The 26,650-nt window shown below is 40.9% G+C and carries 25 protein-coding genes and 1 pseudogene; 14 read left to right on the top strand and 12 right to left on the bottom strand.

The window, feature by feature from the left end:
* Positions 1 to 133 precede the first annotated feature (133 nt).
* Genes G3T18_RS00305 through G3T18_RS00295 form a run of 3 tightly spaced genes read left to right on the top strand, consistent with a single transcriptional unit; the run spans position 134 to position 2,750 of the window.
* Positions 134 to 589: an NUDIX domain-containing protein gene (locus tag G3T18_RS00305; RefSeq protein ID WP_224408513.1), complete on the top strand. Its 456-nt coding sequence runs from the start codon at positions 134 to 136 to the stop codon at positions 587 to 589.
* Positions 590 to 629: 40 nt separating this feature from the next.
* The gene (locus tag G3T18_RS00300; RefSeq protein WP_224408512.1) at positions 630 to 1,439 is read left to right on the top strand and encodes an alpha/beta fold hydrolase; all 810 of its coding nucleotides are present in this window, start codon (positions 630 to 632) and stop codon (positions 1,437 to 1,439) included.
* On the top strand, positions 1,440 to 2,750 hold the full coding sequence (locus G3T18_RS00295; RefSeq protein ID WP_224408511.1) for a CHAT domain-containing protein: 1,311 nt from the start codon (positions 1,440 to 1,442) through the stop codon (positions 2,748 to 2,750).
* A gap of 45 nt (positions 2,751 to 2,795) precedes the next feature.
* Here the strand turns inward: G3T18_RS00295 and G3T18_RS00290 are convergent, their stop codons facing one another.
* Positions 2,796 to 3,401 (bottom strand): Uma2 family endonuclease, encoded by a 606-nt coding sequence (locus G3T18_RS00290; protein ID WP_224408510.1) that lies wholly within the window; start codon positions 3,399 to 3,401, stop codon positions 2,796 to 2,798.
* A 99-nt stretch (positions 3,402 to 3,500) separates the two neighbouring features.
* Complete coding sequence (locus tag G3T18_RS00285) at positions 3,501 to 4,235, bottom strand: pantothenate kinase (RefSeq protein ID WP_224408509.1); 735 nt, start codon at positions 4,233 to 4,235, stop codon at positions 3,501 to 3,503.
* Positions 4,236 to 4,321: 86 nt separating this feature from the next.
* On the opposite strand from G3T18_RS00285, the gene G3T18_RS00280 reads away from it, so the two are divergent.
* The 7 genes from G3T18_RS00280 (at position 4,322) to G3T18_RS00250 (ending at position 10,555) form a co-directional block, all read left to right on the top strand.
* Positions 4,322 to 6,049, top strand: a complete 1,728-nt coding sequence (locus G3T18_RS00280) for a diflavin flavoprotein (RefSeq protein ID WP_224408508.1) — start codon at positions 4,322 to 4,324, stop codon at positions 6,047 to 6,049.
* A 564-nt stretch (positions 6,050 to 6,613) separates the two neighbouring features.
* Positions 6,614 to 6,784 (top strand): BrnA antitoxin family protein, encoded by a 171-nt coding sequence (locus G3T18_RS00275; protein WP_224408507.1) that lies wholly within the window; start codon positions 6,614 to 6,616, stop codon positions 6,782 to 6,784.
* Positions 6,785 to 6,808: 24 nt separating this feature from the next.
* Positions 6,809 to 8,533 carry a diflavin flavoprotein gene (locus tag G3T18_RS00270; RefSeq protein WP_224408506.1) on the top strand — a complete coding sequence of 575 codons (1,725 nt, stop codon included), beginning with the start codon at positions 6,809 to 6,811 and terminating at the stop codon, positions 8,531 to 8,533.
* 105 nt (positions 8,534 to 8,638) lie between these two features.
* On the top strand, positions 8,639 to 8,956 hold the full coding sequence (locus tag G3T18_RS00265; protein WP_224408505.1) for a DUF433 domain-containing protein: 318 nt from the start codon (positions 8,639 to 8,641) through the stop codon (positions 8,954 to 8,956).
* A gap of 52 nt (positions 8,957 to 9,008) precedes the next feature.
* Complete coding sequence (locus G3T18_RS00260) at positions 9,009 to 9,440, top strand: restriction endonuclease fold toxin-2 domain-containing protein (RefSeq protein WP_224408504.1); 432 nt, start codon at positions 9,009 to 9,011, stop codon at positions 9,438 to 9,440.
* 17 nt (positions 9,441 to 9,457) lie between these two features.
* The gene (locus G3T18_RS00255) at positions 9,458 to 9,844 is read left to right on the top strand and encodes a hypothetical protein (protein WP_224408503.1); all 387 of its coding nucleotides are present in this window, start codon (positions 9,458 to 9,460) and stop codon (positions 9,842 to 9,844) included.
* 84 nt (positions 9,845 to 9,928) lie between these two features.
* Positions 9,929 to 10,555 (top strand): type I restriction endonuclease subunit R, encoded by a 627-nt coding sequence (locus G3T18_RS00250; RefSeq protein ID WP_224408502.1) that lies wholly within the window; start codon positions 9,929 to 9,931, stop codon positions 10,553 to 10,555.
* 104 nt (positions 10,556 to 10,659) lie between these two features.
* Here the strand turns inward: G3T18_RS00250 and G3T18_RS00245 are convergent, their stop codons facing one another.
* From G3T18_RS00245 to ribBA, 3 genes are all read right to left on the bottom strand, one after another.
* A complete protein-coding gene (locus G3T18_RS00245) occupies positions 10,660 to 10,896 on the bottom strand; it encodes a hypothetical protein (RefSeq protein ID WP_224408501.1) in 237 nt (78 codons plus the stop codon).
* A gap of 223 nt (positions 10,897 to 11,119) precedes the next feature.
* The gene (locus G3T18_RS00240) at positions 11,120 to 12,688 is read right to left on the bottom strand and encodes a cation:proton antiporter (RefSeq protein ID WP_224408500.1); all 1,569 of its coding nucleotides are present in this window, start codon (positions 12,686 to 12,688) and stop codon (positions 11,120 to 11,122) included.
* A gap of 167 nt (positions 12,689 to 12,855) precedes the next feature.
* Positions 12,856 to 14,544 (bottom strand): bifunctional 3,4-dihydroxy-2-butanone-4-phosphate synthase/GTP cyclohydrolase II, encoded by a 1,689-nt coding sequence (ribBA, locus tag G3T18_RS00235; RefSeq protein WP_397333895.1) that lies wholly within the window; start codon positions 14,542 to 14,544, stop codon positions 12,856 to 12,858.
* A 195-nt stretch (positions 14,545 to 14,739) separates the two neighbouring features.
* On the opposite strand from ribBA, the gene argC reads away from it, so the two are divergent.
* From argC to G3T18_RS00220, 3 genes are all read left to right on the top strand, one after another.
* Entirely contained in the window at positions 14,740 to 15,798 is a 1,059-nt protein-coding gene (gene argC / locus G3T18_RS00230; RefSeq protein ID WP_224408498.1) for an N-acetyl-gamma-glutamyl-phosphate reductase, read from the top strand.
* Positions 15,799 to 16,079: 281 nt separating this feature from the next.
* Complete coding sequence (locus tag G3T18_RS00225) at positions 16,080 to 18,845, top strand: CHAT domain-containing protein (protein ID WP_224408497.1); 2,766 nt, start codon at positions 16,080 to 16,082, stop codon at positions 18,843 to 18,845.
* Positions 18,846 to 19,003: 158 nt separating this feature from the next.
* Positions 19,004 to 19,660, top strand: coding sequence for an S-layer homology domain-containing protein (locus tag G3T18_RS00220; protein WP_224408496.1), 657 nt, complete (start codon positions 19,004 to 19,006; stop codon positions 19,658 to 19,660).
* 87 nt (positions 19,661 to 19,747) lie between these two features.
* On the opposite strand, the gene eno is transcribed toward G3T18_RS00220, so the two are convergent.
* From eno to G3T18_RS00195, 5 genes are all read right to left on the bottom strand, one after another.
* The gene (eno, locus tag G3T18_RS00215) at positions 19,748 to 21,043 is read right to left on the bottom strand and encodes a phosphopyruvate hydratase (RefSeq protein ID WP_224408495.1); all 1,296 of its coding nucleotides are present in this window, start codon (positions 21,041 to 21,043) and stop codon (positions 19,748 to 19,750) included.
* 113 nt (positions 21,044 to 21,156) lie between these two features.
* Entirely contained in the window at positions 21,157 to 21,951 is a 795-nt protein-coding gene (gene trpA, locus G3T18_RS00210; RefSeq protein WP_224408494.1) for a tryptophan synthase subunit alpha, read from the bottom strand.
* Positions 21,952 to 22,258: 307 nt separating this feature from the next.
* Positions 22,259 to 22,561, bottom strand: a complete 303-nt coding sequence (locus tag G3T18_RS00205) for a DUF3007 family protein (RefSeq protein ID WP_224408493.1) — start codon at positions 22,559 to 22,561, stop codon at positions 22,259 to 22,261.
* Between the two features lie 3 nt (positions 22,562 to 22,564).
* Positions 22,565 to 22,795, bottom strand: a complete 231-nt coding sequence (gene ndhL / locus G3T18_RS00200; RefSeq protein ID WP_224408492.1) for an NAD(P)H-quinone oxidoreductase subunit L — start codon at positions 22,793 to 22,795, stop codon at positions 22,565 to 22,567.
* A gap of 942 nt (positions 22,796 to 23,737) precedes the next feature.
* Positions 23,738 to 24,268, bottom strand: a complete 531-nt coding sequence (locus G3T18_RS00195; protein ID WP_224408491.1) for an REP-associated tyrosine transposase — start codon at positions 24,266 to 24,268, stop codon at positions 23,738 to 23,740.
* A gap of 244 nt (positions 24,269 to 24,512) precedes the next feature.
* On the opposite strand from G3T18_RS00195, the pseudogene G3T18_RS25820 reads away from it, so the two are divergent.
* Positions 24,513 to 24,662 (top strand): annotated as a pseudogene (locus tag G3T18_RS25820) (transposase); the annotation flags it as partial.
* Positions 24,663 to 24,869: 207 nt separating this feature from the next.
* Here the strand turns inward: G3T18_RS25820 and G3T18_RS00185 are convergent.
* Together G3T18_RS00185 and G3T18_RS00180 are read right to left on the bottom strand one after the other, a co-directional pair.
* Complete coding sequence (locus tag G3T18_RS00185; RefSeq protein ID WP_224408490.1) at positions 24,870 to 25,391, bottom strand: hypothetical protein; 522 nt, start codon at positions 25,389 to 25,391, stop codon at positions 24,870 to 24,872.
* Between the two features lie 44 nt (positions 25,392 to 25,435).
* Positions 25,436 to 26,503: an aromatic ring-hydroxylating dioxygenase subunit alpha gene (locus tag G3T18_RS00180; RefSeq protein ID WP_224408489.1), complete on the bottom strand. Its 1,068-nt coding sequence runs from the start codon at positions 26,501 to 26,503 to the stop codon at positions 25,436 to 25,438.
* Between the last annotated feature and the right edge of the window lie 147 nt (positions 26,504 to 26,650).

The raw sequence follows: 26,650 nt of genomic DNA, 5'->3' as shown, positions 1-26,650 counted from the left end.
ACTGGCTGTTTGTCAAGAAAGGAATTAGCGATCGCTCCTGCAAACTGACAAATCGAAGAAAAATTGCAGTAAAGTCGATCTTATGAGTAACTATCAGCCACCGAGTCAGGAGGCAAAACCTTTGTTATTACCTTTGCGTCGTGCATGGCAGTATCTTCAGACGGTTGTGGGGCTTATTTTCCGACATCCGATCGCTGGCATCAGCGTTATTCCAATTTTACCAGACGATAAAATTGTTCTCATTCGGCGGCGAGACACGGGACAATGGGGTATTCCAGGCGGTTTTGTTAACTGGGGTGAAGACATTCCCACCAGTGCCGCTAGGGAATTAAAAGAAGAAACTGGGTTAGAATTAGTTAAAATTCGTCGTTTAATCGGCGTTTATTCAGCACCCGATCGAGATCCCAGAGTTCATTCGATTTGCATAGTTATCGAAGTAGATGCTCGCGGCGACTTTCAAATTGAGGATACCCTAGAAGTTATAGAAGTCAAGGCATTCGGCTCTGATACTTTACCTTTAGGCGAACTCAGTCACGATCACGATCGCCAGTTAAAAGACTATCTCAACGGTTTGACTGTAGTTGCTTAAGTTCAGCGAGACTTACCTCGATCGAGAAGATTTTACCACGATGGTTATACTGCTACGAAATTCTCGCATACGTCTGTCTCAAGGACAAATGTTTTGGCGCGAAGTGGGAAGCGGCACGGCGTTAGTATTTTTACATGGAACTTACTCGGATAGCAGTCAGTGGATATCCGCGATCGAACACCTCGCTCAAGAATATCACTGCTTTGCACCTGATTTATTGGGTTTTGGTGAGTCCGAACGTCCTCAAGTCCATTACTCTATTGACTGGCAGGTAGAAAGTTTAGCAGAATACTTGGACGCATTGCATTTGCAACAAGTAATTTTAATCGGTCACTCTCTCGGTGGTTGGATTGCTGCTAGTTATGCCCTGAAATATCCAGATCGAGTTTCTGGTTTAGTATTATTAGCACCAGAAGGAGTAGAAGTTGCTGGTAAAAAACGGTACTGGCAACGTTGGTTAATCGGTCATTTCTCTGTCATATTTTGGCTATTACGAATTTTGTCTCCTTTAGCAGTAATCTTGGGGAAAAAAAACCAATTAAGACAATGGTTTGCCTACTACCAACAAATTTTACAATCTCCTGTGGGTTATCGACTATTATTTCGCCGCCGTCGTGAAGAAATTCAAGCGGAGTTATTGCAAAAACGATTGCCAGAGTTACAAATACCGATCTTAGTTCTTCAAGGTGAAAAAGATCGTCTCGATCGCATCGCTCGCTCTCAACTTTATGCTAAGTTAGCAAGCAATGCTAAACTCAAGTATCTCTCCTATGGTGGAAGGGATTTTCCTGAATCTTGTAGCGCGATCGTTGCTGAGTCAATTCGTCAATTTGTCAATTTTTTAGCCTAAATGCTCAATTCATCTCCTGATATCTATCGGTCGTTCGAGAAAGTTTTAGTTGCTCAAAATCGACTTGAAGCTGCTTTGGAAGTTGCCGAACAAGGGCGAATTTCTTTGTTAAAAAATTTCTTGGCTAATCATTTATTAGTAAAAACTGAAACTTTTCCTGATTTTTCCCCTCTTTCAAGCTCACAAATTCAGCAAATTGCTAAAACTGCTGGGATCACTTTAGTTTACTATTCAGTTTTATACGATCGCAGTCAGTTTTATCAGTTTTATCGCTTTAATTTTGGCAATGAATCTGCTTATATTTATCCAACAAATTTGTTTATTTGGTTGCTAAAAACTACGGGAGAAATGATTTTTAAGCAAGTAAATTTGAAACCTTTTTGGCAACAAGAACAAATTTCTCTGGGCGGTTTAGTTCGCAGTATTCGCGAATTTTCGGATAATGCCGATCGGGAAAATTACGAAATATATCGCCAAAATTTGGCTTATCTTTATCAACTGCTGATCGAACCTATTGCTGAGTTATTACCTCAAGATCCTGAAGCAGTTGTCGGTTTTATTCCTCAAGATTTTTTATTTTTAGTTCCTTTCGCTGCTTTAGTTAGTTCCGAGCAAAAATATTTAATTGAAAAACATACAATTGTTACTCTTCCTTCTCTGGGAATGCTCAATTTTGTTCAGCAAAAATCCCCGCCCAAAAAATCGAACCACAAGTCTGTTTTAGTTGTAGGTAATGCTGACTTCTCTAATTTAAATTTACCAACATTACCACTAAATGAACAACCTAAAAACGAAAGAGTAGCGCTCGCGATCGCTACTTTATTCAAGACTACACCTGTACTCGGAAAAAGAGCAACAAAAACAAACATTCTTAACCAAATAACCGCAGCGAAAATTATTCACCTCGCTAGTCAAGGATTTTTAAGTGATGAAGGTAGTATAACTGGTGCGATCGCACTTGCACCAGAAAAAGAATCTCGCGGTTTACTGACAATAAGAAATTGGCTAAACTTGCAATTACAAGCAGAATTAATTGTCCTTAGTGGCTGCGATACTAAACCCGGTAATATTTGGGGACATGGTGGCGAAATTTTAGCAACTACTTTATTGATTCAAGGAGCAGAAAGTGTTATTCTTTCTCTCTGGTCGTTACCTGATGCTCCCCAAGAAATACTATTTAGTGAATTTTATCTTTACTTTCTCGCTTATGGCAATAAACCCCAAGCTTTGCGTCAAGCAATGTTAGCAACAATGAAAAGATATCCTCACCCTAAATATTGGTCAGGTTTTGCCCTTTTTGGAGTTTGTTGATTGAGAAAAATTGACTAGCTACTGCAAAATTAAACCTCTTGAAATTTAAGTTGGCATAAGATCGTCAAGTTTGAGCTGTAAATTAGGAAATAAACGAGAATAAATTGCCTCTCCTAAACGATATTGTTGCTGCTGATACACGCCATTAACTAACTGACAAATTGTGAAAGTAGGTTGCTTGGGATTGCCGATAAATTGTAAACCACCCAAGCCGCGAAAGTCTACAATCCAATATTCAAGAATATTTAAAAAAGCGTATTCTTCAACTTTTCGTGCATAATCATCTTGCCAATTACTGCTAACTACTTCTGCAACTAGCTTAATAGTTTTACCGTTACAAATCACAGGTTCTTTTTGCCAAAGAGGTTCTTGAAAAAGTTCATTTTTATCTAAAATAACTACATCAGGACGTAAAGCTGTAGCTTCAGCATTTAGTGGTTTGATTAAACAATTTTTAGGAATCAACCAGTTTAAATTAGCCCGAAAAATTTCGACATAAATTCTACCAGCAATACTTCCAGCAACCGCTTCATGAGGACCAGTATGTGACCTATCTCTGAGTTCTCCGTCAATTAATTCATAGCGTGTATTATCCCCATATTGGGTAATAAACTCCGAGAAGCTAAGTAGTTTAGATGGAGTGTAAGTCATGTCTTATTCACCAAAAGTTAGCTTAATTATAGATAATATTTTTAATGACAAATCCACACCAATTAATTATCCGCGTTTATCTGTGTTCATCTGTGGTTGCTAATAATTCTTGACAACGAGCGATCGCATTCCCCAAAATACTAACTCAGCATCAAAAATAATTTTCTCGGCAATTTTTGGCTCTAGCTCTTGCAAATATGCACAAATTGTGCTAGAGTCACCACCAGTAAGAATAACTTGACTTTCGGGAAATAAATCCCACCAATTACACAAATAATCTTTAATTCCTGCTAAAGTTGTATACAGAATTCCACTAGCGATCGCCGATCTAGTATCATTAGCCCAACGTGAAGGTAATTTCGCAGGAAATTCTACTTGTGGTAAAGCTGCGGTTTTCGTAGCCAGAGAGTAAAATTGGGAACTTAAACCAGGTAAAATTGCGCCACCGACCAGTTGAGAGTTATAATCAGCTCCAGTGAAAGTTAAAGCGGTTCCTGCGTCAACAACTAATACAGGTGGGTTGTAAGTTTGGATTGCCCCCCACAAAGCTAAAGCGCGATCGCAGCCCATTGTCGGGTAAACTCCTTTTAGGGGAATATGCTCTAATTTAATGATTTCAAGTTGGGGATAAGTTTCCCAGAGTTGAGTTTGACTGGGGACAACAGAAGCGAGACAGACAGGTAAATTATCTTCAACCACAGGTTGGGTAAGATATTTAGTATCCCAACTTTTGAGAAGATTTGCACCGCAAAAACGCCCCCAATGTAAACGAGAATTTCCGATCGCCAAAGCGATCCAATCTTGAGTATTATTAAAGCCAGCTAGAGCAATCATAAGATTTTTAAGCGATCGCGAGCAAGTTCCTGTGTAAAAATAAAGAAAATATAAGAAATTAACAAAAAAGTTTAAGGAGATGTTAAATGGTTGCAGTAACTGAACCTCAGCAAAAGCGTTTAACGATGCAGGTAGATGAGATCGCCCAAGACACAACGGCTATTCGTTCGTTAGACTGGGATCGCGATCGTTTTGATATCGAATTTGGTTTACAAAACGGTACTACCTACAATTCGTTTCTCATTCGCGGTGAAAAAGTCGCCCTTGTCGATACTTCTCACGAAAAATTCCGTCAGTTATATCTGGATACTCTCACTAATTTAATCGATCCCCAACAAATTGACTACCTAGTGATTAGTCATACTGAACCAGATCATAGCGGTTTAGTCAAGGATTTCTTAGAACTCGCACCCCAAGCAATTGTAGTTGGTTCCAAAGTCGCAATTCAATTCTTAGAAAATTTAGTTCATCAACCTTTCGAGAAACAAATCGTTAAAAATGGCGACCAACTAGACTTAGGTAACGGACATAGTTTAGAATTTGTCAATGCCCCTAATTTACATTGGCCCGATACAATTTTCAGTTACGATGCAGGTACTCAAGTCATGTTTACCTGTGATGCTTTTGGAATGCACTACTGCTCGGATAAATTATACGACGAAGACTTAGGCGCGATCGAAGCAGACTACCGTTTTTATTATGACTGCTTAATGGCTCCTAACGCTCGTTCCGTCTTATCTGCATTAAAGCGAATGGAAAAACTCGGTGACGTGAACATGGTCGCTAACGGTCACGGACCCGTTTTACGGCATAATGTAGACGAGTTGATTAATCGCTATCGAGACTGGAGTAAAGCCCAAGCGAAAGCAGAAAACATCGTAGCTGTATTTTACACCTCCGACTACGGCTATAGCGATCGCCTTTCTCAAGCTATAGCCAAAGGAATCACCAAAACAGGCGTAGGCGTAGAAATGATAGACTTAAAATCAGCCGACGCGCAAGAAGTGCAAGAATTAGTCAGTCGTGCGGCTGGTATAGTAATTGGTATGCCTCCCGCATCCGGTGAAATGGTCAAAGCAACCACAGCTACCATCGGGACAATTTTAGCAGCCGCCAAAGATAAACAAGCGATCGCCATATTTGAATCATACGGCGGCGATGACGAACCGATCGACCCTTTGTTAAATAAATTTCGCGATATCGGCTTAAGCGAAGGCTTTCCTTCCATTAGAATTAAGGATACACCCAGCGAAGCCACCTATCAAGAATGCGAAGAAGCCGGGACAGACTTAGGACAAATGTTAACACGCGATCGCAACATTAAAAAGCGTAAGTCTGTTAATAATCAATTGAGTTTAGCAATGGGACGTTTGAGTGGTGGTTTATATATTATTACTGCCCAAAAAGGAGATAGTAAAGGTGCGATGTTAGCTTCTTGGGTAAACCAAGCTAGTTTTGAACCTTTAGGATTTACTGTAGCAGTTGCAAAAGATCGCGCGATCGAATCTTTTATGCAAGTAGGTGATACCTTTGTCTTAAATGTCCTTGAAGATGGGAAATATCAAGCTTTAATGAAGCATTTTCTCAAGCGTTTCCCCCCTGGTGCAGATCGTTTTGCAGGTGTAGAAACTCGCGTAGCTAACAATAATTCACCAATTTTAACCGATGCACTTGCTTACATGGAATGCGAAGTAGTCAGTCGGATGGAATGTAACGATCATTGGATAGTTTATAGTAAAGTTAACGATGGTCGTGTTTCTAAACCCGAAGCCCTGACAGCAGTTCATCATCGTAAAGTGGGGAATTACTACTAAAAATAGTGGGCAATTTTCTCATTTTTAACGAGTGTTTCTAGGGTTTGTTTGATAAGTTAAAATTCATTTTGAGCGAATAAAATCTAGCCCAAAATCTAGATTAAGACAATTTTAGCTAACTTTGTGAAGCTGTTTGTCATTCAAACTCAATTGTTAGTAATTGCAAAAGTAGTGCGACCATCTTGGTCGCTACTACACTTAAAAAGCAGAACAGTATAGAGTTTATTTCTCAAACTAAAAGTTGTCATTTTGAGCGAGAAAAAATGTAGCGAAGAATCTGAATAGAATGATAGTTGAGAAAAGCTAATATAGCTTGTAAACAAACCCTAGTTTCTATAAAAAATCAAAGAAAAAGGAGATTGAAAACCTAAAAGACGGCAATGTAAATCATTCGTGAAATTGATGGAGATGTTGCAGATAAAGTTGAGCCACCAGACAATTAAATATTATTTTTGCAAATCATCTACTCTGAGGATATTAGGGATAGTTTAGTAAATAAAAAACTTAGCTAAATCGATAAAAATGAAAGATAACTATGATTTCTCAAAAGGTAAAAAAGGGGCAATGATTCCCATTTCAGAAAAACAAATAAAGGTGAATATTCCTTTGGATAAGGAAATATTAGACTGGTTTCGCACGAAAGTTCATGCTATGGGTGGTGGTGACTACCAAGCTTTAATAAATCAAGCATTGCACGAATATATTCAGTGTCAGGAAAACCAAACTGTAAACTAATAAAAATTAACCAATAATTAAATTATGAAACCACGTGACGTACAAGTTCTTCCCATTGCAGCCCAAACCACAGTTATGCGATCGCGTACTTGGGATCGGCTAAAATTTGAAATAGAATATGCTCTCAAAAAAGGTACGACTGCTAATTCTTTCTTGATTCAAGCAGAGAAAACTGCTTTATTCGACCCACCAGGGGAATCATTTACGGAAATCTTTGTCACAGCTTTCAAAGAACGTATTGACCCCAAAACCATCGATTACCTAATTTTAGGTCACGTGAACCCAAATCGCGGCGTAACTATCAAAGCCTTACTAGAAATAGCGCCCCAAATTACCTTTGTTTGTTCCAATCCCGGAACGCGATCGCTACGCCAAATCATACCAGACCAAGAACTAAACATCAAAGTCATCAAAGCCGACGAAACCCTAGACTTAGGCGGCGGTCATTTGTTAGAATTCATTACCACACCTAACCCTCGCTTCCCCGACCAACTTTGTACCTACGACCCCCACACAGAAATCCTCTTTACTGATAAACTATTTGGGGCGCACGTATGCAGCGACCAAATTTTTGACGAAGGTTGGCAAACTTATCGCGAAGATCGGCGTTATTACTTCGATTGTCTCATGGCTCCCCACGCCCGCCAAGTCGAAACCGCCCTCGAAAAATTAAGCGACTATCCCGCCAGATTATATGCTACCGGACATGGACCGTTGGTACGCTACGGTTTAACCGAATTAACTGTGGCATACAAACAATGGGCAGCGCAACAAAAAGCCCAAGATCTAAGCGTCGCCTTACTTTACGCCTCAGCTTATGGTAACACAGCCACAGTCGCTCAGGCGATCGCGCGAGGCATCACCAAAGCTGGCGTTGGTGTAGAATCAATTAACTGCGAATTTGCCGACCCCGAAGAAATCAAAGCGGCTGTGGAAAAATCGGCGGGCTTTATCATCGGTTCCCCCACAATTAGCGGTCACGCCCCTACACCTATTCAAACAGCATTAGGTATCGTTCTCTCCACCGCCGACAAAAACAAACTAGCCGCCGTTTTCGGTTCCTTCGGATGGAGTGGCGAAGCGATCGACCTCTTAGAAAGTAAACTAAAAGATGGAGGATATCGCTTCGGCTTTGAAACCATCCGCGTCAAATTCAAACCCGACGACAAGACTCTCAAATATTGCGAAGAAGCAGGGACAGACTTCGCCCAAGCCTTGAAAAAAGCCAAAAAAAGAGCCAGTGTCGCCCAAAAACGACCCGTCAGCGACTCCCAAGCAGCCCGAACCGAACAAGCCGTCGGACGCATTGTTGGTTCTCTCTGCGTCGTTACTACTCAACAAGAAGAACTTTCCAGCGCGATGTTAGCTTCTTGGGTATCGCAAGCTACATTCAACCCACCAGGTTTAACTGTAGCAGTTGCGAAAGAAAGGGCAATTGAATCTTTATTACATACTGGGAATAAATTCGTTCTCAATGTCTTAGAAGAAGGCAAACATATTGGTTTAATGAAGCATTTTCTCAAACCATTTAGTCCCGGAGAAGACCGTTTTGAAGGCGTAGAAATTGATACCGCAGAAAACGGTTGTCCGGTGTTAAAAGATGCTTTAGCTTATTTGGAATGTCGCGTTGACAATCGTATGGAATGCGGCGATCATTGGTTAGTTTATGCCGTTGCTGAACAAGGCGAAGTTTTCTCAACTGATGCTGTCACCGCCGTTCACCACCGCAAATCTGGAAGTCATTATTAAGTAGCAAAATAGTCAGGTGGACAATTTCCACTTGACTATTTTGGCTAATTATAGATGATAAGTTAAATTCAGATTAGCAATAAATTTAATTACCTTGGTTTAAAAATGACATTTACTAGCACAGACTACAAATATATCCAACTAGACGCACAGCAAGTTCCTTATCTAGAAGGAACTTCAATGAAAGTAGTAGAACTAATTACTTCAGTCAAAGCATATAACTGGAGTCCTGAAGAACTACTCGATAACTATCCTCATCTAAGTTTAAGTAAAATTTACTCCGCTTTAGCATATTATTGGGATCGTAAAGAGGAAATCGAAATAGCGATCGCACAACGAGAACAGTATGCGTCAAAACTGCAAAACGAAGCTGGAGAATCTCCTTTCGTAGCTCGCCTACGCGCCCAAGGTATTTTACAATGACTCTAGTTTTTTCAATAATTTATCAAGTTTATTTAATGATTGTTTTCCGTTCATGAGTGAGTCTACCAATTCCATAAAAATTTGGGCAAATAATTTTCCCAGAAGACTTACTCCAACTTATAGTCAACGTCATTTATTTCAAATACAACATTGTGGTAGCGAAGAAATTAGAGTTAGGGACGGAGGTGAAGAAATTTGGGCTGATGGAATAGACTTTCAAACTGGGTATTTACTTGAAGCTAAGTATATTGCAAATCCTAACAACAGTCCTTATATTACTAACTCAATAGTACCACCTTTCATTCGGATAAAAGCGGTTGCTGATGTAGAAAATGAATTTCGACGTTATGCTGCTGTAATCAATGATTCTCAAACACCTATTGTGGGACTTCAAGTAATTATTAATCTTCAAGAAGGTGTTCCTTTTTTTGTTAGTTTACTAAATCAGTTTAATTTGCCTGGTAAAGTTATTGTCGTGTCTTAATTAACAAGGAAAAAAAAATGGAATATTTGATTACCCCACCAGTATCAACCTCTTGGAAAATAAACTCAGTTGATTTTACTCAATCTCTTCAGCAGAAATGGTCTGAAGTTAAGATTCGTACCGTTACTAACCCTGATGATTATTATGCTCTTGAATGGGTTATATTAGAAGGAGAAAGGTTAGATGGAGCCTTACACCGCGATGGACAGGGAATTAGTTTAGATGGTTCTTTAGAATTTTGTGCTTCTTTTGCAATTTGGTTTCGTTCTTTAGTTCCTGAAACGCAAAATTTACTGTTCTACGATCAAGGTTTCAATTTTTATGTTGACTTACATGAGGAAACAACTAAGTCTGAAATTATCCAGCTTGTTGATGTTACTGATAATTCTTCGTTAAAGATTTAACAATTGGAATTTGATAGGCTAATTATATATCAAATCTTCTCTTTACACTTGCCGAAAAAGTTTTTGACTTGTTGAAATTTATATATGGTTCAAGTTATTTCTGCTGAAGATATTACTCTTGAAGAAATTCAAGCACAATTTCAGCTTCAGCAAGCAACAAATGCTGATTTTTTCCCGGAATGGCAAGAAAATTTACCAAGTTTAACAGATACAGAAAAACAAGCTTTAAAGCGAATCAAAAGTAATTATTTTAATTTGGTTAGCCGTCGTCCTTTGTTAGAAGAAGCGGTGAAAATGGTGGTTTTATCGCCTTTATTAGATTTAACTGGATTTTATCAACTTCCTTTTGCTATTCAAACGGAGGCTGCGGTAGAAATTACGGCAAAAGATGAGGAAGCAATTGTTAGAGGAAAGATTGATGTTTTAGTGATTCAGCAAAGGTTTTGGGTTTTGGTAATTGAATCGACAAGTACCAAGTTTGATGTGATGGAAGCTTTACCACAAGCTTTAGTTTATATGTTGGCTAATCTTAGTAAGGAAAAGCCTAGGTTTGGTTTTTTGGTCAATGGACGAGAGTTTGTTTTTGTTAAAGTTACGGGAAAAGATAATCTAGTTTATAGTCGTTCTTATGCTTTATCGTTAGAAAGAAATAACGATTTGGAGCAAGTTTTAAGTGTGTTGAAAAAAATTAGTCAGTTGTTACGATCTTGATTGTAAAAGTGCTAAATCTGTGATAAAATGAAGTGTGAAAAACTCGAATGACGAAATTATGCCATTCGAGTTAGAAAAAGAGGGAAGATTGCTTTTTTCTTACTTTAGATAGATGTGAAAATGCTTGCACCAATCATTCCTGTTGCGACGATACCGAGCAAAAGATTGTTGAAAAAGCGTCCTAATTCTGGATTAGCGTCTAAAATAGCATCATTTTGACCTAATGTAAAGAATAAAGACCACGCTTGATTGGCGTTGATGGGCGCTCCGTTGTCAAAGTCGGCGTTAAATACGGTGGATGCGAAGGTATAGCGTTGTTTGAGAGTTAAATCGGTTTTCATTGTTTAAGTTCTCCTGTTTGCCTTTCTGTAAATAAATGTAACAAACAGTTAAGATTGTTTACGGTGACTTGACAATATGGTGATGAGTGATTTAAGTCACTGCAAGTTGAACAAAATGCTCTTCGCTACCAAATCTTATAATCACTTAAGTGAATAAAAAGCCTTCAATTGCAGCAAAGAATAAGTTCGTAGTCGAACTAAAGCGCAACTACGAACGAATAAATTAATGTTCTTCGGCTTCTGCCATAATTTGTTGGACGACTGGAGAAAGTCGTTTACTCAAACGTCCAGCGCGAATAAATTCGGCATAGGTTTCGGCTTCAATATCTAACATTTTTTCGCGCAATTGTTCGATATTGAGTTGTTGCAATTGGGGGTGTTCTTTTTGCAAGTTGTGGATTTCTTCTTCAGTTTTTTCGAGTTGGGCTTTGACGAGTTGTTGTTGATAGTTGTAGTAGTCGAGGTCAATTTCGGGGGAAATTTTGGCATCAGCCAGGTAAACTAAGACTCGATTTAAAGCTTCGCGACGGGCTAGGGCTTCGGAGTATTGTTGACGTATGGGTTGATCGCCAATTAAGTCAAGTTTTTCGAGGAATACTTGCGTTGTCAAACCTTGAATTAAGAGGGTGAATAAGACAACACCAAAGACAGTATCAATGATATCTTGTCTGCCATCGAGAATAACTGGGACACTTAAAGCTAGGGCGATGGAGACAGATCCGCGCAAACCACCCCACCAAAGTACAGTTTGTTCGCGCAAACCGATTTTTTCTGGGGTAAAAAGATTAGCGATCGCACCCAAACCAAAAATTACCACAATTCTCGTCAACAAGACAGCCGCGATCGCCACAAAAATCAAATCTAAGTTATTGGCTAAACTTCCAAATTCAATTTGGTCGCCAATCAACAGAAAAACGATGGAATTGACAAAGAAGGCTAAAAATTCCCAAAATTCCGAAACTAACAGCCTAGTGCGCGGATTCATGCCAATTCGCGAGCCAAAATTACCGAGGATGATCCCTACAGTAACTACGCCAATTACACCAGAGCCACCCAATTCTTCAGTAATCAAATAAGTCCCGTAAGCAGAGACTAAAGTTAGAGATTGTTCGACTAAAGGTATATCAAAGCGTTGAGTCAGATAAGAAATACCAAAACCAACTAAACAACCAATCCCGACACCAACACCAACAAAAGCAGCGAAACGGGTAATCGTTGTTGGGAGAGAAAAGTCTTCAATTCCTAAAGGTATTCCTACTAACAAAACGAAAGCAACAACGGCAACACCATCATTAAATAAACTCTCTCCTTCCATTAAAACAGTTAAACGCTTGCCTGCACCTAATTCGCGAAACAAAGCGACAACCGAAACCGGATCTGTAGCAGAAAGACTAGCCCCAACTAACAAAGCAGTAGCTAAAGAAATGCTGGTAAACGAACTCAGGGCGAAAGATATTCCTAATACAGAAATTATCACCCCAGCTACGGCAAAGAGAATCACTGGTAGCCAATTAGCTTTCAATTCCCGCCAGTTAATATTCCAAGCTGCCTCAAATAATAACGGAGGCAGAAAAATCTCTAAAATCAACTCTGGGGAGAGATTGACAAGTCGGATATTAACAAAAGCTAATCCTAAGCCGACGATTACCAAAAGCAGAGTGTAGGGGATTTTGCGAAACCAGCTAAAAATCCGCGAGAGGGTAGCAACACTTAAGGATACTGATAAAACGATCAGAAATTGCTTTAAACTTTGCTCGATCGAAGCTTCGGCAACTGTAGACTCTAAACTCATAGGTTACTTTTTCTAAGGTAAGCTGATGCGTGAACTATCCCAACTAACCTAACGGTTTAGTGGGAGTTTCTAGTTTTAGAGGGGAGTGCCTCAGATGATAACTCATAACTGGTCACTGATAACTGATTACTGGTAAGGTGAAAACCCCAATTCCCAATCCCCAATCCCTAATCCCCAGTCCCTAATTTACTAAAACTGTAAATTTGCTGAGTTTCCCAACGATCGCATACCGAAGATGGTTTTTGCGAGAGAGGGAAACATTGACGATCCAACTTGACTTGTAAACCCATCATCGGATCGTCACCAGCAGACACGAGAAATTCCAAACGTTTGATTTTGGGATCGTTCGAGATGCGATCGAGAATTTTGGCGATCGCTTGAACGTAAGGATGACTAGCCGATTTATACCAATCGGGTGTAGCTAATTTAGCTTGGTCGAAACCGAGATGAATTGTCAAATCTGGTTTGCCAAAAAGCGCGATCGCTACTGGTCTAGCTTCTTCTTGGACTACGATATGGTGAGATTGCGCCAACCGACGCAGTTGTTCGAGATGTTCGTAACGTTCCGTCACCGACTGGATCTCATCTTCCCAGTCAATTGCCACAGTTAACAAATAAGTTTGCAACAGCATATGACCGAGTTTTTTCGCCTTCGTCGCCAAATAAGTAGAATTATAGTCAGTAGCTTCAATTAACAAAGGAACGCGATCGACAACTTCCAAACCATAACCCTTCAAACCAGCAATTTTGCGAGGATTATTTGTAATCAAACGAATTTGCTTGATTCCCAAATCATTCAGCATTTGCGCTCCCATACCATAGTCGCGCAAGTCCGCCGGAAAACCAAGACGTTCGTTAGCTTCCACCGTATCCAAGCCCATATCTTGGAGAGAATACGCCTTCAGCTTGTTAATTAAACCAATCCCGCGTCCTTCCTGACGAAGATAAACTACCACTCCAACGCCAGCAGTTTCAATCATTTTCAAAGCCGCTTTCAGTTGCATCCGACAGTCACAGCGCATCGAACCCAAAGCATCGCCAGTCAAGCATTCTGAGTGCATTCTTACCATCACAGGTTGGTCTTGAAACTGGGCAGGATCGCCTTTAACGATCGCCACATGATCGGTATTGTCCAAGTTATTGCGATAACCGTAAATTTGGAAATTACCAAATTCCGTCGGTAATTCCGCCACAGTTTCGCGATAAACAAAGCGATCGTATTCCAAACGATAACTAATCAGATCGGCAATACTAATTATTTTGAGATCGTGTTTCTCGGCATAGTCAAATAACTCCGGTAATCTCGCCATCGAACCATCAGGATTTTGAATTTCGCAAATGACCCCACTGGGATACAATCCTGACAGTCGGGCTAAATCCACAGCAGCTTCGGTATGACCCGCCCGTTTGAGAACCCCACCTTCCCTAGCCCGGATCGGAAAAATATGACCGGGACGACGCAAGTCATTTGATTGACTAGCGGGATTAATTGCTACTTGAATTGTTCTAGCGCGATCTTCTGCGGAAATACCAGTAGTTACGCCTAAATGAGGCGCAGCATCAATACTGACAGTAAAAGCAGTTTGGTTGCTATCTTGATTATTATTGACCATCAAAGGTAAATCGAGAGCATCCAGACGAGATCCAGTCATAGCCAGACAAATTAGTCCTCTTGCTTCCACTGCCATAAAATTCACCATATCAGGTGTAGCAAACTGGGCAGCACAAATTAAGTCACCCTCGTTTTCTCGATTTTCATCATCTACAACCACTACCGCGCGACCTGCTTTGATATCTGCCAAAGCAGCGTCGATCGAGTCAAATTTGAATCCGTTAGTTTGAGGCGCTTCCACTATAATTTTTGAGAATCGATAATACAGTTGCACAAATTGCTTCTCAGATCCGATTTTAACTTGCTTTGTTAAATAATCGTCGTTAGATGATTCTGCTTCGATCGAGTGAGGACAAAAAAATACTGCTCAGTTTCGGTTTTTGGTATTAAAATGCAGCAAAAGTTATACAGTATTCAAGCGTACTAGGAAAAACAAACTATGGGTGAAGGACAACGCTTACCAGTAGGAATAATCGGTGCTTCCGGTTACGGAGGTGTACAATTGATGCGGCTTTTGCTGGAACATCCCCTGGTGGAGATCGTTTATCTGGGTGGAGAAAGTAGTGCTGGAAAGCCTTATTCTGACTTGTATCCTCATTTGGGTCATCTGGTTAATTTGACTGTGGAGAAAATCGATCTCGAGGCGATCGCCGATCGCTGTGAGGTGGTTTTTCTCGGTTTGCCTAATGGTTTGGCTTGCGATTTGGCTCCGCAGTTGGTAGAAAAAGGCTGTAAGGTTCTCGATCTTTCGGCTGATTATCGTTTTCGAGAACTCGATACTTATACGGCGTGGTATAAAAAAGAGCGTAGCGATCGCGAGACGGCAGCAATGGCTGTCTATGGTTTACCGGAACTTTATCGCGAGGAAATTAAGTCGGCACAATTAATCGGCTGTCCTGGTTGCTATCCTACTGCTAGTCTTTTAGCACTTTCGCCTCTCCTCAAACAAGGTTTAATTGTTCCGGAAACGGCGATTATTGATGCTAAATCGGGAACTTCTGGCGGCGGTCGTCATGCTAAAACTAATATGTTACTCGCCGAAGCTGATAACTCTCTGGGGGCTTACGGGGTCGCAGCCCATCGCCATACTCCGGAAATCGAACAAATTTGTAGCGATTTGGCAGGACATGAGGTTAGAGTTCAGTTTACGCCGCATTTGATTCCGATGGTACGGGGGATTTTGGCTACAGTTTACGCTACTCTGCGCGATCCCGGTTTGGTCAGAGACGATCTACTCACGATCTATAGCGCTTTTTACCGATCGTCTCCGGTAGTTAAGATTTTGCCGAATGGTATCTATCCCCAAACGAAGTGGGCTGCGGGGACTAATCTCTGCTACATCGGTGTGGAAGTAGACCCTCGTACCGATCGCGTAATTGTTATATCAGCAATTGACAATCTTGTCAAGGGGCAATCTGGTCAAGCGGTGCAATGTCTCAATTTGATGATGGGTTGGGAAGAAACCCTCGGCTTACCTCAGTTGGCATTTTACCCTTAATTTTATTTGGTGGAGACGTTATCTACAACGTCTCTACAAAGTAACTTTACTGAGTAAAGATTTATGTGTTTTTCATTCTCCAAAACAATTAAGTAATTTAACTTTAATTGGCAAATCAATTAAAAATATGTTTCTTAATAATGAGCAATCAAATTTTGTTAGCTACAGCTTTTTACCTCAATCGCTGAAAGTTTAAAAGATGCTTAAAATCGCCCTAAAATTAGAAAAAAGAGCTATAATTTAGGGTAGTGTAAAGCGAGATTAAAGCCTCGTTTGGGGCAATGAAATTAAGAAAATTTGCGCAGAGAAAATCAAGATTGGTCGCGGCGATCGCGTTACTGACGGCGGCAACTATCTTACTACCCCATTTCGTTTTTGCCAAAGAAAATAACCGGAAAAATCAACCTTTCCGCCACTTCTTAATTGCTGCCGAATCTGAGATAGAAACAGCCGCAGAGACAGCAATAAATCGCGGCGAATCACTCACGAATATTAATCCCAGTCAAGCAGTACAAGAGTATGAAAAAGCCTTAGCAATTTATCGCCAACTAGGGAATAAATCCGGGGAAATTCAAGCATTAATTGGCTTAGGAATAGCACGCGATCGCTTGGGGGACAAACAACCAGCAATTGACGCTCTCCAACAAGCAGAAAACTTAACTCAGCAACCAGAAATAACCGCAAAAATCATCGCCAAATTAGCAGAAATTTATCAATCTTTAGGTGAATATCAACAAGCCCTAGACTTATTTACCGAAGCTTTATCTATATATGAAAAAATTGGCGATCGCCAGATCGATGAAGCCCAAATTTTAACAGCAATTGGTTCAGTTTACGAAGAAGTAGGAGAGCTTAATCTCGCCCTAGAAAACTACCGGAAATCAGGCGTTCGTCTCCGCAATGCTAACACAGAATTTGCCCTATTTCTCTTACAAGAAGAAACCCTCGGAGATGCCTTTAGCGCCTTCGCTTTAGCTGCCAAAAACGATCCCGATTTAGGCCTACCAGAAGGCATAGAAAGACTTGCCCTAGCTCGTTATACGCCTATATTAGAAGCAAGTCGGGGCAAACCAAACGAAGAAGCCCGTATTTTAGACAAAATTAGTCAAGTTTACGACCAATTAGCCGAATATCAACGCGCTCTAGAATTTCTCAACGCCGCCTTACCTTTAGCAAAACAAGCAGAAAATCCCGTTTTGACAGGAAAAATTCTCTTTCATCTCGCCTTAGTTTACGACCATAATCAACAATATGTCCAAGCTGCGGAATATTATCAACAATCTCTGCCTTTTTTCCGCCAAACAGGTAACAAACTCGAAGAAGCAAGCACCCTGTATAACTTAGCCCAAGTTAGCCAAAAACAAGGTAACTTACTCGCAGCCAAACCCTTCATTGAAACTGCATTAGAAATTATTGAAAACCTCCGCACAACACTTCATAGTCAAAAATTGCGTACCGCCTATTTTGCAACAGTGCAAAATTACTATGAATTTTATATTAATTTATTGATGCAACTGCATCAACAAGACTCCAGTAAAGGTTATGAAATACAAGCTTTCAATGCTAGTGAAAAATCTCGCGCTCGTTCTTTGTTAGAACTACTTTTAGAAGCAAAAGCTAATATTCGTCAAGGTGTAGATGCAAATTTAGTTGCAGCCGAACGCAATTTGCAAATTAAACTCAATGCAATTGAAAAACGACGAGTCGAATTATATAGCAATAATACGACAACCGACGTTCAAAAAGCAAACATTGAAGCAGAAAGAGAGCAACTATTAGAAGAGTATGAAAACATCCAAACTCAAATTCGGGCTACCAGTCCCCGCTACGCAGCCCTGACTCAACCGCAACCTTTAACCCTCAAAGAAGTTCAACAACAAATCCTCGATCGCGACACGGTACTCTTACAATATTCATTAGGTGAAGAACGTAGTTATCTGTGGGTAGTGACTCAAGATAGTTTTGCTAGCTACGAATTACCCCCAAAAAAACAAATTGAACGAGCAGTTAAAGAATTTCGGAGAAAAGTTACCAACAGCCTTAATTCCCCAGCAAGTTTATCCCAAACCTCAGTATCTTTATCTCAAATGATTTTAGCTCCAGTTGCTACTCAATTGGATAAAAAACGTTTATTAATTGTCCCCGATGGTGCTTTACATTATGTACCTTTTAGCGCTTTACCTCTGCAAAATAGCAAAAATTCTGGTCAGCTTACTTCTTTAATAAATCAATATGAAATTGTTAATCTGCCTTCTAGTTCCACCCTAGATATTATTAGAAAACAAAACCATCAAAGACAAAAAGCTCCTTTAACCATTGCCATCATTGCCGACCCAGTTTTTAGCAGTCAAGACCCTCGTTTAACTAAAAATTCAACCAAACAAATACCAGATAACCAAAAGCATTCTCCTCCCAATTTAGACGAACTTTTCTTAACTCGTTCGGCGGCAAACATAGATATTGGTGATTGGGAAAGACTTGAGGGTACTCAGGTCGAAGCTGAAGCAATTATGGCATTAATTCCCCCAAGTGAAATTAACGCCAAATTAGGCTTTGAAGCTAACCGCCAAGCGGCAACCGACCCCCAACTTAATCAATATCGAACCATTCACTTTGCTACCCACGGATTACTCAATAGTACAATTCCCGAACTATCAGGAATTGTCTTATCTCTAGTCAATGAAAAAGGAGAACCGCAAAACGGTTTCTTGCGCTTACACGATATATTTAACCTCGAATTATCGGCAGAATTAGTTGTTCTCAGCGCTTGTCAAACTGGACTTGGTAAAGAAGTGAAAGGAGAAGGTTTAATTGGCTTGACAAGAGGATTCATGTATGCTGGCGCGCCTCGTGTTTTAGTTAGTTTGTGGAATGTTAACGATCCCGCAACAGCAGAATTTATGACACGATTTTATCATCTTCTTTTTGCTGAAGGGAAATCACCCACAGAAGCATTACAAATTACTCAACAACAAATGCAGCAAGAAACTGAATGGAAAGCGCCTTATTACTGGGCAGCTTTCACCCTACAAGGTGAATGGAAATAAAGTGCTAACTTTACATAAAACCTCTTTGCGTCTACTCTGCGAGAACGGCTAACGCCGAATGCGCGAAAAAAAAAGAAAAGTAAACTAATCTTGCGGCTTCTTATCTGAATTAGTTACGATCAAAAAAAGGCAGCAAATTGTCAGTCGAGGTGGTAAAAATGAAAAGTAAAAATCTCTGGCGAAACTTAATTTTACTATCATTAGTAGCGGCAATAGTAATTCCAGAAAAAGCGATCGCCAAATCCTCCCCCCATCAAACTACCACAACTCCCACTGAATCAATCATTGCTCAAATCATTTCCGTAGACGAACTTACCGATGTTTCCCCCAGCGATTACTATTATGATGCTTTGCGATCGCTAATTGAAAAGTATGGTGTCGTTGCAAGTTACCCTGATAATACTTTTCGGGGAAACCGCGTCATGACAAGATATGAATTTATCCAGAGTATTTCTGCATCTTTATACCAGATGGAACAAGTGGGTATCCGCGTAACGCAACCTCTCCCCACCGCAACCCCCCGTTCCGCAGCAATGGCTAGAGATGTCATGCCGACAGACTGGGCATTTCAAGCTATTAGTGGTTTAATGGAAAGATACGAAGTTAATTTACTTTATAGTGACGAAACTTTTCGCGGTAGTCAAGCGTTGACCGAAGGAGAACTAATTTCCTATCTCAATCAAATGCTAGGCTCAAACTTGCGATCGCGCAATCCGGGAACTCCAGTTCAACGCGGTCGATATACAGTCCTGCTTTATCAATCTCTAGAACAAGCTACCAAATTAGATGAAATTTTCCAAAGCGATACCAACTAATCCCTTTATCTATGAAAACATCAATCAAGACGTTGGGGCAACCCCCCGTGGTTGCCCCAAGCCATGATATCTTGTTAATTAATCTCCTTAAGCCTTACCGCGAGGACCCATCCCAATCGTTGCTGCATACACAGCGCGAGTACCTAATTCATCCTCAATGCGTAACAAACGATTATACTTCGCCACTCGTTCGCTACGACACAGAGAACCAGTTTTGATTTGTCCCGCGCGAGTAGCCACAGCGAGATCGGCGATCGTTGTATCTTCCGTTTCGCCAGAACGATGACTGATAATGCAAGTATAACCGTTGCGAGTAGCTAAATCGATCGTTGCCAAAGTTTCAGTTAAAGTCCCAATTTGATTTAACTTAATCAAAATTGAGTTACCTGCACCCATATCAATCCCTTTTTGCAGACGTTCCGGATTAGTAACAAACAAATCATCGCCAACCAACTGCACCTTACTACCAAGCTTCTCAGTTAGCAACTTCCAGTTATCCCAATCTTCCTCATGTAAACCATCTTCAATCGAAACAATCGGATATTTTTCAACCATTTGGGCGAGATAATCGATAAACTCAGCAGGAGAATGAAGAGAACCATCATACTCATACTGACCATCTTTATAGAACTCACTCGCAGCCACATCAAGGGCTAAAGCAACTTGTTCACCTGGTTGATAACCTGCTTTGGCGATCGCCTCAACCAATAATTCTAAAGCAGCTTCGTTAGATTGCAAATTTGGCGCATAACCACCTTCATCACCAACACCACCAAGCAAACCTTGGGAATCTAACACTTTCGAGAGAGTCGCAAACACTTCTGCACCCCAACGCAAAGCTTCCTGAAAATTTGGCGCACCTACAGGTACAATCATAAACTCTTGGAAGTCTACATTATTCGCCGCGTGTGCGCCGCCATTAATTACATTCATCAACGGTACAGGAAGTATATTAGCAAGAGGACTACCCAAATAACGATACAAAGGTAATCCCAACTCTTCCGCCGCCGCTTTAGCCACCGCTAAAGAAACCGCCAGAATTGCATTTGCGCCAATATTCGACTTATTCGCCGAACCATCGCGGTGAATCATCGTCTCATCAATCAGAACTTGATTCAACGCATCCAAATCAACTACTTCCGTGGCAATTTTTTCCTTAATATTGCGAACCGCCCGGAGAACACCTTTACCGTTGTAACGGCTTTCCTCATCCCGTAACTCATGGGCTTCAAAAGTACCCGTAGAAGCCCCGCTAGGAACTTGGGCGACACCAATACAACCACTAGCGAGGTGTACCTCAGCTTCCACCGTCGGACGACCTCTAGAGTCTAAAATCTCCCTAGCTTCAATTTTTTCGATAATTGCTTCCGAATTATTGAACATTGTTTCTCCTATATATAGCCACTTCCGCAGTTCAGGATACAGTGGCGATCGCCGAGTGACTATTATCTTTAAGAATGTTTTTGAGTCCGTAGCCGAGTTTAAGTCAGGAATTCCTAAGAAATCGCTTGTTTCAAACTCCCACAAAACTCCTCAATTGCCGCTAATCCTGAGTCTGGCGTTCCTTCAGCCAAACGCTTCACAAACGCACTACCGACAATTACCGCATCTGCGCCCCATGCTTGCACTTGTTTCGCTTGTTCGGGTGTCGAAATCCCAAAACCAACCCCAATTGGCTTATCAGTGGCACTGCGGAGACTTTGTAATAAATCCTTGACACGGCTTTGCATCGCTGCGCGCATCCCCGTCACCCCAGTAACACTCACCAGGTAAATAAAGCCTTGGGACTTTTTGGCGATCGCCTCTATCCTCTCTCTCGGACTCGTAGGCGCGACCAATAAAGTTACCTCAACCCCCTCCTCTGCGGCTGGTTTCAACAAGCTTTCTGCTTCTTCCAGAGGCAAATCCGGGACAACTAAACCCTTAACTCCAGCCTCAGATATCTGCTTTAAAAATGCCTCGATTCCCCGATAATAAATCGGATTGTAGTAAGTAAATAAAATAATCGGCGCTTTAATTTCCGGTGCCACATCCTGAACAACTTGCAGCACATTCTCCAACTTTACCCCACGGCGCAAAGCCCTAGTCGCCGCCGCTTGAATTACCGGACCATCCGCGAGAGGATCGGAATAAGGAACCCCTAACTCAATTAAATCCGCACCAGCGCGATCGAGAACCTTTAACGCTTTTGCTGTAGTCTGTAGATCGGGATCTCCCGCCGTCAAAAAAGGAATAAAAGCGCACTCAGAACGCTTTTTCAGAGATTCAAAACAATCAGAAACCGAGGTCATTTTCAAATTCACTTGCCAGAGCGTAATTTATTCTCTCATATCTGGGGGATTAGGGATTAGGGATTGGGGATTAGGGATTGGGAAGAGGGAATTATCAGTTATCAGTGAACAGTTATCAGTTATCAGTTATCAGTTATCAGTGAACAGTGAACAGTTATCAGTTATCAGTTTGTCCCCCTTGTCCCCCTTGTCCCCCTTGTCCCCCTTGTCCCCCTTGTCCTCCCCCTCTTCCCCCTCTTCCCCCTCTTCCCAGTCCCCAGTCCCCAGTCCCCAGTCACCACCTCCCCAGTCCCCAGTCCCCAGTCCCCTAATCTCCCTCAGCTTCAATCTCAGCCTGTAACTTAGCCAACTCCTCTGGAGACATTTCTTCCAGGCGTTTTTGTAACACAGCATCCTCATAATCCTTAAGCTGTTGGTTATAAGTCATATTCTTCGTTACCACCCGAAACAGATAACTAGAAACCCAACCCAAAAGCCCGCAGATTAACAAAACCTGACTCCAGATACCCGCATTTTGGCTATCTAACCCCACTACGCGAAAGAGGAGATAAATAGCCCCACCAGCGACAAAAACACCAAACGCGATCGCGATCGCATCAATTCTTCGCATCAGTTACGTTCCCAGATTACGACGCTTCGGGCGAAAATTCAAAAACGGACTCAACAATAACAACCCTGGAAAAAAGAAAAACACCAGGAAATACATAAACGCCCTTTCAAAAGAACTCACCACATACCAGCGACTATTCATATAAACATAAAGCAAAGCCGGAATCACCAGCAAATACAACCCACTCAAAGACAAATACAACAACGCCAGTAACATCGTCGAATCAATCGGCATAACCTTCCTCCAAAACTCCAACTATTTTATCAGTAACTTCCTAATCCACGCTTCAACAGTTCAGTTCAGTTCAGTTCAGTTCAGTTCGTAGTCGGCGCTTCAGCGCCGCAATAACCCAACACCTCATCAGCACCTCAACAGTTCGTAATCAGCGCTTCAGCGCCGCAATAACCCAACACCTCAACAGCACCTCAACAGTTCGTAATCAGCGCTTCAGCGCCGCAATAACCCAACACCTTATCAGCACCTCAACCCATCTCCGAAAAAAAATTTCCCCTCACCCTTGCCAAATCTCTCAAATTCTGTTGAAATAGATAAATGGGAAAAAACTTCAGCACAAGAAGCCAACTTTCCCAGACAACCAAATAAGGGGGCGTGGCGGAATGGTAGACGCTACGGACTTAAGAAAATTGAGCCTTGTCGGAGAAATCCCACAAGTGAACGCTCTCAAACTCAGGGAAACCTAAATCTAACATAGACAAGGCAATCCTGAGCCAAGCCAAGCCAAACAGCAAGGAAGGTGCAGAGACTCGACGGGAGCTACCCTAACAGGTTGACAAAATCAACGACTGAGGGTAAAGAGAGAGTCCAATTCTCAAAGCTCAAGTTAGCAGTAGTGAAAACTACAAGAGAATGAAAATCCGTTGACCGTAAAAGGTCGTGAGGGTTCAAGTCCCTCTGCCCCCATTCTTTCCTCGTTTCTCCGCTCCGCCGGGAATGTGACTTTACCCATAAGTTTGCCACTTTGGTGAACTTATTGTTTTGCCTCGTTTCTCGACTCAGGCGAGAAATGCACCTCGGAGGCTCCGCCTCCATTCAGCGTTACCTGGGGTCGTTACAGAACACCAAACTTCTTTCTCGTTTCTCGGCTCTGCCGGGAAATGCACCTCGGAGGCTCCGCCTCCATTCAGCGTTACCTGGGGTCGTCTGGGAACTAGAAACTTACTCAATTATTTCAATTTCTAACAATCCTTTTTGACCAAAATAATTACGATAACTAGAATAACGCCAATGCCCAGGTTCATCTACATAGCCACACTTGACAGGATTATTGTGAATGTATTCTAACTTTTGTAGCAACATCTCCTCACTTAAAATAGCCTGGGGATGAAATCCTTCTTGCCAAAGCTGATATTGTTGAGCCGTTTTATGTTTTGGTTTGAAAACTTCGAGTTGATTTAATAAGTGATTGTTTTTGTTTTCCTTGAGAGTATCGATAATTGAACGTGCTGTAAATGATTTAAAATTACCTATTTCTTTAGAGAGGTTAACAGCAGAAACTATCAAGTGAAGATGGTTTTCCATAATTACATAGGCGTACAAAGTGAGTCGTTGTTTCTTTTGGAGAAAACTTAAAGAGTCGAGAATAATTTGGGCTAATTCAGGTTTGCCAAAAATAGGTATCCAGTTGACGATAGTGCAAGTGATAAAGTGAGGTTGATTCCCTAAAACTTTGTAACGGCTACGTCCCATTTTTTTCGGCTCCGCTTCACCCAAATTCTCGCTCTATCGAAAAATCCTTTTGCCAGGCTCTTGCTTCGATAATCATTTTACTAGAGGCAGAGCCTCAGTTGATGTTCCCCGGCGGAGCCAGGGAACCAGATTATCTTCTCGTTTCTCGGCTCTGCCTCCATTCTTCATCATTTTACTAGAGGCAGAACCTCAGTTTAGTTTTTTCACAAGAAAATAAACAAAGAGTTATTATTTAACTGATTCAGAATGGCAAATACTTGAACCATTACTGCCTCAAGCTAAAAAGCGAGGAAGAAAAAGAGAAACTGAAATTCGAGAAGTTGTGAATGCAATTATGTATCTGCTTTCGGAAGGATGTCAATGGCGAGCTTTACCTCACGATTTTCCTCATTAAGTAGTCGGACAGAAACAAACAGAACTGTACTAATAAATCAAAAAACGTTTCTAAGCTCCGACTGAAGATAATTTGAGCCGTATTTACAAAAATATATACAGCGAGGAAAACTTTTGTCCGATTACTTATCATTTTACTGGAGGCAGAGCCTCAGTTTCGCGTTCCCTGACTCTGGCAGGGAACCAGAGACGAGGAAGGATGAAAAGTTTAGTTTTGTGATTCGTATTCTTCATAAATTTTTACAGCAACTTGTAGATATCGATCTAGTAGAAGACAATTGGATGTATCAGGTAGTATTAACTCAATAGCTGCAACGACTTCCATTATTCCACCATGTTCTTTTCCGTTATTAAAAGCTGAAATAGACCACCACAGTCGAGCAATAGCAGTTTGAATTTCGTCCCTTCCAGATAAATACCATATTTCTTGAGCTATTTCGTTACACTGCAAAAAGGTTAAAATATTTGACAAATCCCTTGCTTGCTGAATGTATTTATTAAGCTCGGAAATTCTGGGCGATTTAAATTCATATAAGTATATCTGTAAGCATTCTATAAGCCATTGAATTGCTAAAAAATAGGGACTTTTTTGTAGTGCGAGAGCTATGGGATAAGCCCAAAGAAAACTATTTTGTTTTATGCGTTCTTTTGCTCTAATCAATTCTGCTTTAAATTCGTTTATATACATATCACTAATATTCTCTTTATCTTGTAAAGTTAGCTTTGCCAATTTTTATTACTCGTTAGACATGAAGGAGAGTCTCAATATTAGCATTACCTACCAGAGTCAGAAAGCGAAAAAGTTTGAATTAACTTTTGGACTCTGCTAATTACCGGATTTAATTCGTAGTTACGAAGTTGGGGATTTTCTAAATAAGCTTGTTGTTCTTCCGCAATCATAGCAATATCTTGCTCGACTAAACCATCGAGTAATTTTTGCGCCGAACCAAATAAACTATTTTTGATGAATTTCCTAAACCAAATCGGTAATTTATGCAAGCGCCAGAAGGCATTTAATGAAGTAAAGTGAATTAAATAAGCGCGAGTATAAGTTTCATTTACTGGACAAAATAAGCAATAAATTTTGAAGTCATTTCCCAAGGTTGACAGCCAATGAGGATAAATATAACTTACGTTTAAGGGTTCGGGATGGAGGCGACGCAAAGCAGGGAAAAATAACTGCGAAATTGACCAAATTTTATCGATTTTGTAATAACTTTGGGCTTGATAATGTGCGTCTATTCTATTTTCCTTTACTTCTATCTTTTCTAGGCTTGCTGCTGCCCAAGCTTGATAGTTATCATGTAAATGTCCGTGATACATATCCATTAAGTTTTCAATTAAATAAGAATAGTGTCCGGGACATTCAATTAGGGAAACTGTGGCGATATAATTAAGGTGTTCCCATTCTGGTATTCCGAGGGGGGCGATTGATTCTGGGTCGTTTTTTCCGGGAAATAACCAAATAAATCCGTCTAATTCTTTGACTGGATAAGTGCGAATTTTGCAGCTAGGAAGTTTTTGTTTTGCTGTTAGATAAGGGACGCTGATACATACCCCGGTTGACAAAAATTTCCAGCCATGATAGACGCATTCAAGCTGATTGTTAATAAGTTTACCACTACTGAGTTTAACTTGACGATGGGGACAACGATCTTCTAGGGCGCAAATGTTTCCAGTTTCGTCACGAAAAAGGACAATTTTTTGTTTCCAAAGGGTGATTCCTAGGGGTTTGTTTTTTACTTCGTTACTACGGGCGACGACGTACCAGTGGTTGGGGTTAATTCCGCAGGTGCGAATGTTAAAATTAGTGGTGGGGTTTGAGTTGTTGGTTGTTAGCATGGTTGGTAAGAAAATTCGCGCAAAGTCGCTAAGTCGCAAAGGAAGACGCTATAACAGTGAACAGTAAACAGCGATAAGAGATTATACTAGCAAGGTTTTCCGAAAATGAGGATGTCCTCATTAACTCGTTCTCTGCTATAATTTGTT

It is taken from the genome of Oscillatoria salina IIICB1, from assembly GCF_020144665.1.
Classification (GTDB): Bacteria; Cyanobacteriota; Cyanobacteriia; order Cyanobacteriales; family SIO1D9; genus IIICB1.
The sequence above is the reverse complement of the archived record's forward strand: the minus strand, read 5'-3'. Positions and strand labels throughout refer to the sequence as shown.

What these genes read in the sequence shown, in the direction of transcription:
- G3T18_RS00250 (WP_224408502.1), top strand. Translation starts at nt 9,929, where the DNA reads ATGGTTCAAGTTATTTCTGCTGAAGATATTACTCTTGAAGAAATTCAA.
- G3T18_RS00295 (WP_224408511.1), top strand. Translation starts at nt 1,440, where the DNA reads ATGCTCAATTCATCTCCTGATATCTATCGGTCGTTCGAGAAAGTTTTA.
- G3T18_RS00270 (WP_224408506.1), top strand. Translation starts at nt 6,809, where the DNA reads ATGAAACCACGTGACGTACAAGTTCTTCCCATTGCAGCCCAAACCACA.
- G3T18_RS00225 (WP_224408497.1), top strand. Translation starts at nt 16,080, where the DNA reads ATGAAATTAAGAAAATTTGCGCAGAGAAAATCAAGATTGGTCGCGGCG.
- G3T18_RS00280 (WP_224408508.1), top strand. Translation starts at nt 4,322, where the DNA reads ATGGTTGCAGTAACTGAACCTCAGCAAAAGCGTTTAACGATGCAGGTA.
- G3T18_RS00180 (WP_224408489.1), bottom strand. Translation starts at nt 26,503, where the DNA reads ATGCTAACAACCAACAACTCAAACCCCACCACTAATTTTAACATTCGC.
- G3T18_RS00300 (WP_224408512.1), top strand. Translation starts at nt 630, where the DNA reads ATGGTTATACTGCTACGAAATTCTCGCATACGTCTGTCTCAAGGACAA.
- G3T18_RS00285 (WP_224408509.1), bottom strand. Translation starts at nt 4,235, where the DNA reads ATGATTGCTCTAGCTGGCTTTAATAATACTCAAGATTGGATCGCTTTG.
- G3T18_RS00260 (WP_224408504.1), top strand. Translation starts at nt 9,009, where the DNA reads ATGAGTGAGTCTACCAATTCCATAAAAATTTGGGCAAATAATTTTCCC.
- G3T18_RS00195 (WP_224408491.1), bottom strand. Translation starts at nt 24,268, where the DNA reads ATGGGACGTAGCCGTTACAAAGTTTTAGGGAATCAACCTCACTTTATC.
- G3T18_RS00290 (WP_224408510.1), bottom strand. Translation starts at nt 3,401, where the DNA reads ATGACTTACACTCCATCTAAACTACTTAGCTTCTCGGAGTTTATTACC.
- G3T18_RS00240 (WP_224408500.1), bottom strand. Translation starts at nt 12,688, where the DNA reads ATGAGTTTAGAGTCTACAGTTGCCGAAGCTTCGATCGAGCAAAGTTTA.
- G3T18_RS00265 (WP_224408505.1), top strand. Translation starts at nt 8,639, where the DNA reads ATGACATTTACTAGCACAGACTACAAATATATCCAACTAGACGCACAG.
- ndhL (WP_224408492.1), bottom strand. Translation starts at nt 22,795, where the DNA reads ATGCCGATTGATTCGACGATGTTACTGGCGTTGTTGTATTTGTCTTTG.
- eno (WP_224408495.1), bottom strand. Translation starts at nt 21,043, where the DNA reads ATGTTCAATAATTCGGAAGCAATTATCGAAAAAATTGAAGCTAGGGAG.
- trpA (WP_224408494.1), bottom strand. Translation starts at nt 21,951, where the DNA reads ATGACCTCGGTTTCTGATTGTTTTGAATCTCTGAAAAAGCGTTCTGAG.
- G3T18_RS00205 (WP_224408493.1), bottom strand. Translation starts at nt 22,561, where the DNA reads ATGCGAAGAATTGATGCGATCGCGATCGCGTTTGGTGTTTTTGTCGCT.
- argC (WP_224408498.1), top strand. Translation starts at nt 14,740, where the DNA reads ATGGGTGAAGGACAACGCTTACCAGTAGGAATAATCGGTGCTTCCGGT.
- G3T18_RS00275 (WP_224408507.1), top strand. Translation starts at nt 6,614, where the DNA reads ATGATTCCCATTTCAGAAAAACAAATAAAGGTGAATATTCCTTTGGAT.
- G3T18_RS00245 (WP_224408501.1), bottom strand. Translation starts at nt 10,896, where the DNA reads ATGAAAACCGATTTAACTCTCAAACAACGCTATACCTTCGCATCCACC.
- G3T18_RS00220 (WP_224408496.1), top strand. Translation starts at nt 19,004, where the DNA reads ATGAAAAGTAAAAATCTCTGGCGAAACTTAATTTTACTATCATTAGTA.
- G3T18_RS00255 (WP_224408503.1), top strand. Translation starts at nt 9,458, where the DNA reads ATGGAATATTTGATTACCCCACCAGTATCAACCTCTTGGAAAATAAAC.